The organism is Mesorhizobium sp. M0698 (assembly GCF_040320455.1).
Classification (GTDB): Bacteria; Pseudomonadota; Alphaproteobacteria; order Rhizobiales; family Rhizobiaceae; genus Mesorhizobium.
In genome coordinates, this window is sequence record NZ_JAMYPQ010000002.1 from 576896 (window position 1) to 591002 (window position 14107).

A 14107-nucleotide genomic window follows, 5' to 3' on the forward strand; every position below is an offset into this window, starting at 1 on the left:
CCATGCGGGCATCGCGTTTTCATGTCGTCGACGTCCGTGCCGATGCGCATGCCGCCGATTCCTATTTGTCAAAATGTATCGTGCGTATCGAGCGGCTGCTGCGCGCCCGCGCGTTGTTGTGGCAAGCCACGTTGGCCCAGTTCAAACCCGACCATTTGTGGGGCGTGCCGCAGATTCCGCACGGCGAGGTCAATGCACAACTGGCGCGGCCGCCGATCGGCATATCCGCAAAGGAACCCCTGCCGGACCTCGTCAAGCTTGAGCTGGAAGCGGCGGCCGAGATCAAGGCCGATCTCGCCGCATTGCGGGGCAGCGCAGGGGAGAGCCGGCTTCGATCCTGGGAGCAAGCGTTTGCGCTCACGCCCGCCGAACGGGACCTGTTGATTCTCGCGGCGTTGCCGGAGCTTGATCCGCGTTATCGGCGGCTTCTCGGATACCTGATGGACGATGCCGCATTGACCTGGCCAAGCGCGGAATTCGCATCGGCATGCCTGCTGCCGGTGCATGACGATATCGGCAAGTGCCTCAACCCCGACGCGGTTCTCTCGTCGTCCGGCCAACTGGAATTGACGCCGCCGCCAAGCGGTATGTCGGGACCTCGCGCGCAACGCGGACTGAAGGCCTGCGCCGAGTTTCTGGGCTGGCTGCGAGGCGGCGACGGAATCGATCGCGAGATTTTGCCGGAGGTCGAACTTATCAGATCTACCGCGAAGCCTCCGGCTTGGACCCCGCAGGATCTTTTGTCGGTCGGCCGCCTGATTGGCGAAATCCCTGAACTCATGATCTGCGCGCACGGGCAGGGCGCCGCAGATCCATATCAGTTCCGGCTGTTGGCGCAGGCCGCGAACCGGCCGCTGTTGTATTGCCCGCCAATGGTGGCGCTGGACGACGGCAAGCTACGGGCGGCCGCTCGCTCCGCGCGCCTGCATGGCGCGATCCTTCATCTGCAACTGCCGCCCGTCATTGAGGGCGCGGGCTCGCCGGCGGGTCTTGGCATGATCTTGGCCCGCCATCGCGGCCCGCTGGTGCTGACGACAGCAGGCAGGCCGCAGCCGACGGAGGTTGCGCATCGCCCGGTTTTCGAACTCGCGCTGCAGTGGCCCGAGTTTGATCAGCGCGCCGCTTTCTGGACGGCGCAGCTTGAGGGACGCAAGCTCGCTTTGGGAGACCGCCAAACGCTGGCCCGCACGCTCGCCGACCGTTACCGGCTCGGCTATTCTGATATCGAGAAGGCGGTGGCGTGGGCCGAAACGGCCGCGCGTTTGCGCGCGCCGCGCGATCCGAAGATCGCTGAAAGCGATCTCATCGCAGGCTGCCGCCGCCAGACAGCGTCCGGGCAGGTCGATCTCGCTCGCCGCATTCTGCCCGAGCAGGTGGCGATCGATCTGGACGATCTCGTTCTGCCGGCGGCGACCCGCCGTCGCCTTACCGATCTGGCGCAGCGCCTCGGCCAGCGGCGGCGCGTGTTGTCGGCGAGCGGGCTTGCCGAGCGGCTGCCGCTCGGTCACGGCACGGTGGCGCTGTTCACCGGTCCGACCGGAACCGGGAAAACCATTGCCGCTGTCCTGATTGCCAAGCAACTTGGGCTCGACCTGTTCAAGGCCGATCTCGGCAGCCTAGTCAGCAAATATGTCGGCGAGACGGAGCAGCGGCTCGACCGCTTGTTTGGCGCGGCTGAAGGTTGTGACGCCGTGCTGTTCTTCGATGAAGCGGACGCCTTGTTCGGCCGCCGCGGCGAAGTGAAGGAAGCGCGCGACCGTTGGGCCAATCTCGAAACCAATTACCTGCTGCAGCGAATCGAGGAATTCGAAGGGATCGTCATCCTGTCGACTAACTTGCGCCAGAACATCGACGAGGCGTTCATGCGCCGCATCGACGTCGCCATCGATTTTCCGATGCCGGACGCCGCCTTGCGCAGCAAGCTGTGGCAGAGCCTGATTCCGTCCGGGGTTGACCGGCCGACCGATGCCGATCTCGACCGGCTTGCCGTCGCGCTGCCGCTTGCCGGCGGCCACATCAAGAGCATAGTCGTCGATGCTGTGCATCGCGCCTTTTCCGCGCAAGGCGCCGGCGACGCGCGGCCGCGCCTGACGCTGCGCCACCTGGTTGAATCGGCGGCCCTTACCTATGAGAAGCTTGGCCGCTCGATAACGTCGGCGGAGCTTGCCGGTGAATGGCATGTCTGGCTGCGCGAGCTGGAGGGACGCGCATGAAGACGCAGGCGAAGATTACGAAAAAGCCGGCGCCGGGTGGCAAGGCGAAGCCGGGTTCGGCGGGGCCCCAATCGCAGGCGAAGAGTGCGCAAAAGTTAGGAAATGCGCAGATGGGCGCTGCTGACAAATCAACGAACCTAAATAGTGGCACAACGACCGATGGCGAAACTAAGATTTCCAAAGAAGCGGCCGCTCATCCAAAAAGTACGATCTGTCTTACCTTCGACGATGGGCCCGCGTCGCGTGTGACTGAAAGCGTGATAGCCGTACTTGCATCGGAAGGCGTGCCGGCAACATTCTTCCTGAATGCAATGCAGGGTGGAAAAGCAGATGCTGACAGCGAACAGCAGCAACATGCATTCAGAGAAATTGTTGCGAATCCGCTGTTCCAGGCTGGGAGCCACGGATATTCGCACGAAGTCGCGGGTAGAGTAGAGTACACGGAGCGGTATGCCGGCATAGATCCTTACAAGAAAGACAAGAAAGGGAAGTATGTACTGGACGGGAAGGGCCGTCGCATCGTTGACCGGAGTAAGATACCAAAAGACGACAAGTTAACGTTTGCCAATGACGCAAAGCGCGACGAATTTAAGAAATTTCTCGATGACAACAGCGTACATTTTCGGAAGGTTGCCGAAAACGCGGCGAATTTGAAGGACACGACAGACGCGCAAGGCGCGGCCTTAAAGGAATGGCAGGGCTTCAAACTAGTTAGACTGCCCGGCGATGGTCGATTCCTAATCAATCTCAAAAATGAAGCGAATAAGTCAAATTTGCAGCACGTTGGCTGGCAGTTCGAGATTGCAAGCGGCTCTCTTATGCGCAAGCGCCCCGGCGCAAAGCTGGACTGGCTTGTTAAAGGTGTTGATGCAGAGCCGGATCTTAGCCATTCAAAGACAGTAAAGGGCGATGTTCTTCCGGATAGCGGCGTAGTGGTTCTGTTGCACGACAGACACTGGAAAGATACAACCAGATTAAGAAATATAATCCAGACGCTGAAGAAGAAAGGATTTGCTTTTGGCGCCTTGGACGAGGCCGGTTCGTGTATTGAGGTCGATAGCAAACTGTCTTCTAAAGGTAAATCTGTCGAGCCTGCGCAAGAACCCTCCTCCGCGAGTAAATCTGTCGGGTCTGCGGCAAATCCCTCCTCGACAAGGACTTTACCTTCCCTCGAAGTCGGCCACATCAACGATCCCGCCGAACGCGAGGCGGAGGCTGTCGCCGATGGGGTCATGCGGATGCAGGCCGGCGCCTGCTGTTCGGCTTGTGCCGCCGGCGGCCCATGCGCCAGCCATGCACCTCATATCGAGCATGGACAGGCAACGCCGCTTCGCCGTACGGTCGCCGGGGTTGGCAACAGCGCAGGCCTTCCGGTGCCTGTCGGTCTTGAGCCGCAGGTCCGCCGCGCGACCTCTGGCGGCGAGGCGCTGCCCGCGACGGTACGCGCGTTCTTCGAGCAGCGCTTGGGCGAGGATTTGTCGGATGTCCGCATCCATCGCGATGCTGATGCCGCGGAATCGGCTCGCGCGCTCGGCGCCAAGGCCTATACGCTCGGCTCGCACATCGCCTTTTCCGCCGGTCGCTGGGCTCCGGGTACGGACGCCGGCGATCGCCTGATCGCGCACGAGTTAGCGCACGCGACGGCTGACGACGACGGGCCCATCAAGCGCGTGATCGATATTGATGACGGCACTTGCCTGCGTGGCGTCATGTCGCCGATGGCCGTCGGAAGAGAAGCGCACGAGAAAATTCAAGCAGCAGCCCAAGAGAAGCAACAAATCAAGAAGAGTGCATTGGAGGGGAGCAATGGCAAGCCGGTCGCGATGCCGCGCGCCGACCTTTTCGGCCTATGGAACGAGGATCAGGCGCGACAGAAGGGTCTGCCCGCGACGCGAACGCCAGGAAACGATACGCAATGGGTTATCGCCGAGATCGGCGAGATCAAGCCGGTGTCCTACAGGAAAGGCGGGGTTCGGCACGGAATCGCCACGGCGCAGATTGAGAGTTATAAAAAGCAGTGGGAGAAATTCTCCAATATTCCTTCGGTTCCCATGAAATCGATGGATCCGGTTAGCCTGCCCGTCTTCCAAAGTACAACTCTCACCTGCGCTCTCGATGCCGACCCCGATGTGCAGGGCCTCTATATCTACCAGTGCTCGAAACCGGGCGAACCGGAGCGGGTGGCCGAACCAGCCACCTTGCCGATCGTGGTGCCAAAGCAGGTCGAGCGTGAACTGCGAGATTTCCACGATATCGGCAAACTGCCGGGCATGATCCCCGTACAGGTGCGGAAGCGCCTGGCGTCCGACGCGCCGGCGCTTCTCAGTTTGGTTCAGGAACTTGTCATCAAAGTAGGTATTGCTGTCGCTACGGCTGCAGTTATCGCTCTCATTGCCTCATTAATTCCAGCAGTGGCTGCCACCGCAGTTGCTGCGGTGCTGATTGCTGCGGCATCAGTCAACGTTTCGCCCAAGGGAGCTTGACGGAGCCGCGAGTTCTTATCGAACACGAACAGATCACAAGGTTAACACGTGAGCCCGGCAAGCGGTGCCGGATGCCGTCGAAAATTGAAGCGCGGCTGGCGCTTGCCCTCGCGAAAGTACCACCCAGTTTTCGTACCAGCGGATGTTGTTGCTGGGCGAAAGTGCCGGCAAAATCGGGGAAGTCAGCAAAATCCTTCTTTCCGTCAGTCCGATGTCTCGCTCACACCCACGGCGGTTTCTGCGCGATCAGCACCATGGCGGACGCGCGAAATCCCAGCGCTGACGATGTCGAGGCTACGGAAAACATTCGGTAGGGCCGAAAGCTGACAGCTCATCAACCCAGCGACGGAATTCTTTAACTCCACTACAATTCGGAAGGCCGCGAAAATACGTATCCGCTGGAACCGGGCCGCTACAAACCTGGAGGAAGCCGCCGATAGTCCCCAGATTGTTCTTCTGTAGCGCCTCTTTCAGCTTCTGCTCCAAATGGTCGACAGCCTGCGTGACTTGCGCGGTTGTCAAGTCTACACAATTGTAGCCTGGACCATACTCACGAATGGCTGTCTCAATTCCCTCTCGGATGTCCGAGCGCTTTCTCTGCCTAACGTCATCCATCTCTTTCCATTGAGCTTCAGTGCCGCAAAATACGATTGGGCGCTTCTCTTTTGATGCATATGCAAGCTCAACCAAAGTCCCGACGTCGCCGGGGAAAACGAAGATCATATCCGCGGCTGCTCCAGTTATGGGATCCCGCCCGTATTTGGTCACGTTTGTCCGCACTTCGAATCGGCGCTTCTTAGAGCATGGAACGATTTCATTGCGTTCCTGGTTTGGGAGAACACTAATCATGAGTCCGCCAGCAGCTTCGCAGCCGGCCTGAGCACGCTGAGTGACTTGAAAAGAATTCGGCTTTGGAATGCCTCCCGTCATGAGAATCGCCCCGCCGTGCGCTACAAGCTTACCGAAAGCCTCAACCTCCGGCCCAGCGGCTTCGCCCCCGCCAATTGCCGCGAGGATCCATTTGCGAGACATCACTTCTCTCCTCGATGCTTGCGATTTGCGCGATATCAGTAGCATAAGAACCGCCGCCCTAAGGCGCCACAACTCCCTGTCTGACCATACCAGTCGGCTCCGCTATCCCACCGTAGGTGGCGTCGCTATTGGGTTCGCCAAACCATACGAGAGATATGGGTTGGCGAACAAGTCGTTAACATATTGATTTTGTGTAGAAAACTCTGACGCCGCCACGGCTTAGTTCGCTAAAACGCGTCGCGACGGCTGCCCCTTCACATCATCGAGACACAACTGATCAACTGAAGGCTACTTCTGAGTGGAGTATCTCGTTGATTTCATTGTGAAATTTCGCCATAAGGCGCTACCATCGGAGACCATGCGATGTTTTCTACAGTGTCGGGCGTGATGGCCTATCTCGGTGCTGCAAAGAATGGGGGAACGGGAAGGTCTGACCGATACCGTTGAAAAAGTCCGGGTCGCGGCTGCAAATGTTTCCGCAAAGACTCTAAATTGAATTCTGATTCCAATACGCTGGGGTGGAAAGGGATTCTATTATCGGTGGCGACATTGCGGTGCGGCGGACTTTTTCAACAATATCGACCCAAACCCGACGTACGTTGTCCACGACGCGAACGACGGCTTCGCGCCGCCTGTCGGTCACCGCGTCGACGTCAGACGCGCACCAAAAGGAGACATTTTACCGCAGATACGACAAGTGAGCCTGCGGCGTGAGCGTGATGCCGGTTAGACCCATATAAAGGATTGATACTGCAACTTATCGGTCGTTATCGAGCTTCCACAGGCGGGCGTTGGGCCGAAAGGGAACCTCGCGGCTCCGGTGCTCTCTCTCAACTAGATGCGGCAAGTCACAGGTATGAGCCGCAACGGGCCAGAAGTTATTCTTCGAACTAAACTTTATGGTTGCAAGTTTCTCACGCTATTCACATGATAAACATTGAGTCTAAAGGGTCGACAACGCCGACCTCCGATCAATCGTCTTGCAACCTCAACTGAAGCCGGACGTGCCGACACCGAACCACTTGGAGTAGATCATGCGATACGTCGTACGGGCACCAAGTCCACCAGCGGCCCTGGGAGGATCGCGTGCTATGGAGAGACGTCAGTCCTTTCTCCGTTATCTTCAGTTGGATCCGATGAAACGCGAACAGACCCGCGTTCCCATCATGCAGCTCGAGTCACGGGAAATCATGCGCGATCTCTCGCACATGTTCCTGGGAAAGTGCGCATTCTGCGAACAGGCTTCGAAAAGCATGTTTCCTGCACCGCTTCAGGCCGATGAACGACGCCGAGCCAACGATCGGCAGCGAGGAGGACGGGCGGGCACGCGACTCCCATCTCTATTACGGCTGGCTGTCGGATGCTTGGATCAATCTCTATCCGATCTGCGGGGACTGCAAGCCGAAACGAACCACGTTCTTTCCAGTCGACGGACAGAGGGCGCATATCCCGACGCCGGAAGAATATACCCAGTTCGTCGAAAAAGGCGACGGGACATGGCCTGACTTGGACGTCGACGAGACATCTCTCCTGGTCGATCCCTGTGCCGACGACATTGCCCGCCATCTCGTCCCGCGGGAAGACGGATCGCTGGAAGCTGCAAGTCCGAGGGGCGAGGAAACGATCAAGCATTTCCGGCTCAATCGGACGCGATTGAGAGCCAGGCGAAAACAGGCTCTCGAGGACTATGCAAAACTCGAAGGCGATGGGCCGAACGATACCAATGAATTCGTCGGCCTCTGGCGAATCGCCAGGCGCCAGGGCGATGCCAGCGACGCAGAAATCGCGGCGATCACCGCGTCTGCCAATATCGTAGAGGAAGCCGACATCGCGGGAGCCCGCCCCCGCCTCAAAGAAATCCGGCTGACGAACTTCAAGGCGATCGAGACGCTGTCGATCAAGCTGCCTGCTGCACCAGACTCGAACGAACGCATGGCGCAGGCATTGTTGATCCTTGGCGAAAACGCTGCTGGCAAGAGCTCCATCCTGGAGGCGATCGCGCTTGCCCTCATCGGCGCCGACGCGCGCCCCGACCTGGTGGAAGAACCGGGTAGCCTAAGGCTCAACCCCAGCTTCATGGGTGCTGAGGACCTGCCGCAAAAGCGATCGGCCAGGATTCGGCTTCAGTTCGACAATGGACAGGTCTCGACACTCACGGTCGGTGCCAAGGGCTATTCTCAAATCGGCGAGAACCGATTGCCGCAAGTCTTCGGCTACGGCGCCTACCGTCATTATGTGCGCGACCTGCATGCGTGGAAACCGTCGCGACCGGTGCTCAGCCTGTTCCATACAGACAGCTTGCTCAGCAATCCGGAGCATTGGCTTCTCGGCCTGCCGCCGACCGAGTACCGGGCCGTCGTCCAGGCGCTGGGCGTGATCTTCGGGGCGGCCGAAGAGATCGACGTCATCTATCGCGACGAGGCCAAGCGCCGATGCTTCGTTGAGATGCAGATCGATGCGTCAGGCAAGAAGAGCAGGACCCCGCTCTCGAACGTCTCGTCGGGCTTCCGTACCATTCTCGCATTGTCCTGCGACATCATGCGATGGCTCATGGATCGCGACATCAATCCGAACTTCACGACGCTGACCTCGGCGGAGGGGATCGTGCTGATCGACGAGGTCGAGGCCCATCTCCACCCGCGCTGGAAGATCCACATCATGAAGGGCCTGCGCACCGCATTGCCGTCAATCGCCTTCATCGTCACGACACATGATCCGTTGTGCCTGAGGGGAATGCGCGACGGGGAAGTGGTGGTGTTGAGCAAGGTCGCCAGGCAACTCGGCAGCGGCCAGATCCCGCTCAGGGTCGACAGCCTCACGCAGTTGCCGAAGGTGTCGGCGCTGACCGTCGAGCAACTCCTAACCTCGGATCTGTTCAGCCTGTTTTCCACCGACGACCCCGAGATCGAGGCAAGCCTCGCAATGCTTGGCGACTATCTCGCAAGAAAGGACGGGAGTGCGCCGGACCAGGCCGTCAGGGCTGCGATGGACGCGCTCCGCAGGCAGGTGGTGGATGCCCTTCCGGTCGGCATGAGCGAGGCTGCCCGCCTCGTGCAGGAGGCCGTTGCCGACTACCTCGTTAAGCGGCGCAACCTTGCCGGCAGGGCACGCGAGGACCTGCGCGATGAAACGAAGAGGCGGATCCTGGCCGCCCTGGAGGGCATCTGATGCGGCGCGTCGATCGGACCCTGGTTTCGATGCCGGCTGTCCTTGTCGGCGAGAAGAGCCGCGGCGGCAAAGAACTGGCGAAGGCGAAGATCTTCTTCGAGGCGAAGGCAAAGGCAGAAGCTGGGGCAGCGGCCGCCGGCGCCGCGGCTCCAAGTAAGAAAACCAGGAAGAAGGACAAGACGTTCGATTTCAGCGCCTATTCCGACGAAGCAGTCAAATACGCGCTCGACAAGCTGTTCTTCGGCAAATGCGCCTATTGCGAAAGCCGGTATGCCAACCAGGCGCCGGTCGATGTCGAACATTACCGGCCGAAGGGACGCATCGCCGGGGTTGCCAATCATCCCGGCTACTGGTGGCTTGCCATGGCGTGGCACAACCTGCTGCCAAGTTGCATCGATTGCAATCGGCGGCGCTGGCAGGACTTGCCGAAATTCCCCGAGAGCCTCGCGCAACTGCTGGCGGCTCCTGAAATGCAAGGTGTCAAGGCATCGCTTGGCAAGCAGGATCTGTTTCCGATCGCCGGCGCGGCCAGGGCAACGGCGGACTTTCCCGGCATCGACGAGCAGCCCGACCTGATCAACCCCTGCGTGGACGATCCGGAAGAGCACCTGGCGTTTCACATCGACCGCGGCGACCCCCTCGGTCTCGTCCTTCCGAGTTTCAAGGATAACCTCCCTTCCAGGCGTGGCCTGACATCCATCCATGTCTATGGCCTGAACCGGCTCGGATTGGTCCAGGAGCGAACGCGGGTCCTGCGCAAGCTTGATTTCCTGAGCCGGTTGATCGACGAGATCGGCAAGATCTCGGAGACGCTTCTTGCCAGCAGCGATCCGAAGAACAAGACGATGGGTGCGCGGCTCGACCTGCTGGTCAACCAGATCCTCGACGAAATTCGCGCGATGGCGCAGCTGGACCAGCCCTATTCGAGCCTCGTGAAGGCTTGGTCCAAGACGCTCAGCATCAACTAAGGAAGATGGGAATATGAGCGCGCCTGAACAGAGCTGCGACCTCGTCATGAAGGGCGGAATCACCAGCGGGGTGGTCTACCCGAAGGCCGTCGTGAAACTTTCGCGCAGGTACCGCTTCCGCAATATCGGCGGTACGTCGGCCGGCGCGATTGCCGCGGTCGTCACTGCCGCGGCCGAATACGGACGCGCCGAAGGCGGATTTGAAAAGATCGAGGCGCTGCCAAAGCAGCTGTCAGCGACGCTCCTGGAGAAATTCCAGCCTCGCCAGGAGCTTCGTCCGGTCTTCAATCTGATGCTGGCGGTGATGTCGAAAAGCATCGCGGGCACGGTCTTCGCGCTTTTTAAGGGCTACCCGGTACCAGCGCTTTTGGGCGCCATCCCTGCGATCATTATCGCCACCATGATTCCGTTCACCTGGCATTCCGTGCCAGCGGCGCTGCTCGTTGTCTTGCTGTTCCTGTTCCTGCTCGTTCTTCTGCCGGCCGCCACGGCGGCTTTTGTCGCCGCCCGCGATGTCGCCCGCAGGCTCCCAGAGGCCGATTACGGCCTCTGCAACGGAATGACCCAACCCTATATGACGGCCGGCCATCCGGCCTTGACCGAGTGGCTCGCCGACACGATCGATGTCGTCGCGGGGCGTTCGGCCACCGGCGCACCGCTTGGGGTCAAGGATCTTCAATCCCGCGAGATCAAGGTGCAAACGGTGACCACAGACATCACCTCGCATCGCCCCTACGTGCTGCCAATGGAGAATAACCTTCATCACTTTTCCGAGCGGGAGTTCCGGTCGCTTTTTCCGGCTCGCGTCGTCGACGCGATGCTGACGACGCCAAAGGAGGGATCAAGCGACCTCTATCCGTTCAAGATCGATAATCTTCCGCTCGTGGTCCTCGCACGCATGAGCCTCAGCTTCCCGGCGCTGCTCTCGGCGGTGCCGCTCTACAGGATCGACTATACGCTGGTCGGCGTCCCCGAACAGGACAGATTGGTGCGCTGCATGTTCTCCGACGGTGGGCTGTCGTCGAATTTTCCGGTACATTTCTTCGACCGCTTCCTTCCGTCGCGCCCGACCTTTGGCATCTCTCTCGGCGAATATGACCGCCGGCGGGAGAAGCCGGAAAACACCGGGGAAACCAGGGTATTCCTTCCGACAAAGGCAGGACAGGGGCAACTCCTGCCAACGCGAGGCTTTTCCGGACTGATCGCCTTCGTGTTCGCCCTCTTTGACAGCGCCAAGGACTGGCAGGATTCTCTCCAGTCGATCCTCGCCGGCTATCGCGAACGGATCGTGACGGTCAACCTCAAGCCGGAGGAGGGCGGCTTCAACCTGGATATGCCGCCCGCCCGAATCGACCAGCTTACCGGCTTCGGCGAACGTGCCGGCGACCTGATCAATAGCGATTTCGAACTCAACGAGCACAAGTGGCGCCGCTATCTGGTCGAAGTCCGCGCGCTTGACGAGATGCTGCGCCAATTCGCCGATGCCTACGCTGAAGCACCCGAACTGGGCTCGCTTGGATACGCAGAGATCGCGACCGGCTACCAACCGTCCTCTTACAAGGATCTCTCGGTAAGCGAACGGCAGATCTTGCGAGAACGAGCGGAGGCGATCGCCGCTCTTGGCGAAGCGTTTCAGAAGCAACAGCCGCTGGAAAGCTTCGACGATCATATGCCGAAGAGCCGCAGCCGGATCCGCTCTGTTGCCCGCATGGACTATTGACCGCGACGATTGCAGCCGGACCGCCACGGTGTCTGATCGACAAGGATCAAGACGTCGCGGTTGTTTCCAACTCGCGTTGTTGAAATCCCAATTGTTTCGCCGCAGTGCCTGCTGAGCGCCATCACGGACGCAAATCTGACAGGCGGCGGGCACTTGCAGGGTAGTCATGCGCAGTGGCTTCGGCCGCCCAGGAGTCTAGGTTAGAACGACTTCTGCCAGAACGAAGACCGCCGCATGCCCCGCTTTCTTGCCATCTACACTATGAAGCCCGAAGACCTCGCCCCCTTTCGGAGCCTGCCTAAGCCCGAGCAGAATGCGATTGATGCCGTCGGCTTACAGCAGTGGGCGGACTGGGAGGAGAGAAATGCCGCATTTTTCCCCGATCGCGGCGGCATGGTCGGTAGGACGACGCGCATTACTAAGGACGGCATCGCCAAAGCCGTGAACCCTTTCTGCGGCCACATTGTCGTCGAGGCCGATACCATCGATGCCTCCGCCCGCCTGTTCGAGAACCACCCGCGTTTCACGGTCTTCCCGGGAGACGGCGTGGACATCATGCCCTTCCTCACCTGCACTGCGCCGACTTGAACATCCCAATCGCTTGCTGATGCCAGAAGCCATCTGTCCGCTGTCGGCCAGCTGCGGCCTTTCGAGAATGCGCGGCGAATGACCGCGACTGGCGCTTCCATGCCGTTCCGGGAGCTCGCATGCTTCTTTCCATCAAGACTTGATCCGCAGGTCGGACGTTGCTCCGGCGGCTCCATTCTTGCCCAGCCGGCGGGCGTCGCCGGGCGGTCCTTGGCGTGACTTGAGGGGCAGCTTCACCAGGAGCGGGCCCCTCTGCGCAACAATGATGCATGTAGCAATCGCATGCTCCGCGACGACCGGTTGCCGTTCGCCGTCTACCGCGTTCGGACTTTAGTCAAATGACTGCTTGTGACGGATATGAGCATCCAGATAAGCGTCAGTTCGTGCAGCATTGAAATTATTGAAGAATTTTGTCCGATGGCGCTACCATAGTTGCATAATTTACTAGTTATTTCAATAACTTATTCGTTTTTGGTAGCGGGAGAGCGCTACCGCCTTTCCCCACACCCGTCAGGTGGGCGGTTCCTGCTTCGTTGTCTCGAATAGGGGTTCATTTTGAGCCGGAACTTTTGACCGTGAGCGATCATTCGCTCCGAGCAGGACAACCATCCACTTTTGGGAGCCAACGTTGACGTAAGCCACTTCGTGATCTAAGTAGTTGCTGGCATTGCCGCATCTGCAATTCGTCATTCAGATGGATCAAACACCGTGATGCCCATCAACGTTCGAGACGCTCGCGCCAGTCGCAATGTTGCTACCGCCGCACAACAGCCGTGCTTTCCCTGACAATCAACCTTATGGCAAGTTCGCGTTGCCTCAAGTGGAGCCGCTGCGAAGGCGAGGCGAGGATATAATCGGCCGCAATACGGCCCATGTCTCTGGCCGGCACTTCCAGTGTGGTCAGTTCGGGCGAGGTAAGTTCCGCAATCTCCAGATTGTCGAATCCGACGACCGAGACCTCCTGCGGTACAGCGATGCCTTCGGCGTGACAGTACTTGATGGCGCCGGCAGCAAGGATATCGCTGCCGCAAAAAACGGCCGTTGGCCTCCTGGCGTCTTCCATCAGGCGCGTCATGCAAGTCCTGCCGTCGTCTAGCCTGTAGGCCCCTTCGACCACCGGCACCGTGCCGCGGTGGATGCCGGAACGTTCGAGTTCTTTCAGGAAGCCGTCGCGGCGACCAGCCGCACGATCATTGTCCTGGGTGATGCCGGCGATCATACCGAGTCTGGTGTGTCCGAGGTCGAGCAGATAACGTGCCGCGGTGCGGCCTGCCTTTTCATTGTCGAAACCCACGGCGGCACCGATATCGGTCGCTTGCGACGTGTAGGTATAGACATAGCCGATACGCTTCTGCTCAAGCATGGCCAGAGTGGCTGGCCGGTGTGTTGAGCCCACGAGGACCACCGATTCGACCCCGCGCTCGACTAGGAGTCGCGCCTGCTCGTATTCAAGATCGATGTCGTAGGTCGAGGTGTTGATGATCAGCGAAACGTTCTTTTCGGCAAGCCGTGCCTGGAGCCCGTCGACCATCGTGGCGTAGATCGCGTGGTCCAATGTCGGAATGATCGCGCCGACCAACCTTGTCCGGGTCGACCGCAGCGCCCTCGCGGAACCATTGGGCACATAGCCTAGATCCCGTGCCGCCCGCGCAACACGATCCCGTACCACCTCGTTCACGGTGGGGTTGCCATTGAGCACGCGCGAGACGGTGGCCGGCGAACAGTTCGCAAGCCGGGCTACGTCAATCAGCTTTGCGCCGCCATCCTCGATATCCATTGAGTCCTCGAATCCGACGGTTCCGAGAAACCGTTTTCCAGATGACACACTTTTTTTCTCAACGCTACACCATCTTTCTTTGAGAAAGCCTTTAGACTAGGGCTTGACAGCTCTGTGAAAAGGCGTGAAAACGATTTCACAAATGCGCAAGCCATAGC

Annotated in this window: 8 protein-coding genes; 6 read left to right on the top strand and 2 right to left on the bottom strand. The window is 59.6% G+C overall.

Features of this window, described 5'->3' with window-relative positions:
• Nucleotides 1-2: 2 nt before the first annotated feature.
• Nucleotides 3-2213 carry an ATP-binding protein gene (locus NKI16_RS07375; protein ID WP_352922425.1) on the top strand — a complete coding sequence of 737 codons (2211 nt, stop codon included), beginning with the start codon at nt 3-5 and terminating at the stop codon, nt 2211-2213.
• On the top strand, nt 2210-4696 hold the full coding sequence (locus NKI16_RS07380; protein ID WP_352922427.1) for an eCIS core domain-containing protein: 2487 nt from the start codon (nt 2210-2212) through the stop codon (nt 4694-4696). The genes NKI16_RS07375 and NKI16_RS07380 overlap by 4 nt, the downstream gene beginning before the upstream one ends.
• Nucleotides 4697-4990: 294 nt before the next feature.
• Here NKI16_RS07380 and NKI16_RS07385 read toward each other — a convergent pair whose 3' ends face one another.
• A complete protein-coding gene (locus NKI16_RS07385) occupies nt 4991-5728 on the bottom strand; it encodes an SLOG cluster 4 domain-containing protein (protein ID WP_352922429.1) in 738 nt (245 codons plus the stop codon).
• A gap of 1278 nt (nt 5729-7006) precedes the next feature.
• Here NKI16_RS07385 and NKI16_RS07390 point away from each other — a divergent pair.
• The 4 genes from NKI16_RS07390 to NKI16_RS07405 all read left to right on the top strand — a co-directional run bounded on the left by NKI16_RS07390 (nt 7007) and on the right by NKI16_RS07405 (nt 12172).
• Nucleotides 7007-8896: an AAA family ATPase gene (locus tag NKI16_RS07390; RefSeq protein WP_352922431.1), complete on the top strand. Its 1890-nt coding sequence runs from the start codon at nt 7007-7009 to the stop codon at nt 8894-8896.
• On the top strand, nt 8896-9864 hold the full coding sequence (locus tag NKI16_RS07395) for an HNH endonuclease family protein (RefSeq protein WP_352922433.1): 969 nt from the start codon (nt 8896-8898) through the stop codon (nt 9862-9864). The genes NKI16_RS07390 and NKI16_RS07395 overlap by 1 nt, the downstream gene beginning before the upstream one ends.
• A gap of 13 nt (nt 9865-9877) precedes the next feature.
• Nucleotides 9878-11584: a patatin-like phospholipase domain-containing protein gene (locus NKI16_RS07400; protein ID WP_352922436.1), complete on the top strand. Its 1707-nt coding sequence runs from the start codon at nt 9878-9880 to the stop codon at nt 11582-11584.
• 234 nt (nt 11585-11818) lie between these two features.
• Entirely contained in the window at nt 11819-12172 is a 354-nt protein-coding gene (locus NKI16_RS07405; protein ID WP_352922438.1) for a hypothetical protein, read from the top strand.
• A 754-nt stretch (nt 12173-12926) separates the two neighbouring features.
• Here the strand turns inward: NKI16_RS07405 and NKI16_RS07410 are convergent.
• Nucleotides 12927-13949 carry a LacI family DNA-binding transcriptional regulator gene (locus NKI16_RS07410; RefSeq protein WP_023675557.1) on the bottom strand — a complete coding sequence of 341 codons (1023 nt, stop codon included), beginning with the start codon at nt 13947-13949 and terminating at the stop codon, nt 12927-12929.
• Nucleotides 13950-14107: the final 158 nt, after the last annotated feature.

Bases quoted from the DNA above. Each gene is read 5' to 3' on its own strand.
- NKI16_RS07410 (WP_023675557.1), bottom strand. From the start codon at position 13,949: ATGGATATCGAGGATGGCGGCGCAAAGCTGATTGACGTAGCCCGGCTT.
- NKI16_RS07395 (WP_352922433.1), top strand. From the start codon at position 8,896: ATGCGGCGCGTCGATCGGACCCTGGTTTCGATGCCGGCTGTCCTTGTC.
- NKI16_RS07400 (WP_352922436.1), top strand. From the start codon at position 9,878: ATGAGCGCGCCTGAACAGAGCTGCGACCTCGTCATGAAGGGCGGAATC.
- NKI16_RS07390 (WP_352922431.1), top strand. From the start codon at position 7,007: ATGAACGACGCCGAGCCAACGATCGGCAGCGAGGAGGACGGGCGGGCA.
- NKI16_RS07380 (WP_352922427.1), top strand. From the start codon at position 2,210: ATGAAGACGCAGGCGAAGATTACGAAAAAGCCGGCGCCGGGTGGCAAG.
- NKI16_RS07405 (WP_352922438.1), top strand. From the start codon at position 11,819: ATGCCCCGCTTTCTTGCCATCTACACTATGAAGCCCGAAGACCTCGCC.
- NKI16_RS07375 (WP_352922425.1), top strand. From the start codon at position 3: ATGCGGGCATCGCGTTTTCATGTCGTCGACGTCCGTGCCGATGCGCAT.
- NKI16_RS07385 (WP_352922429.1), bottom strand. From the start codon at position 5,728: ATGTCTCGCAAATGGATCCTCGCGGCAATTGGCGGGGGCGAAGCCGCT.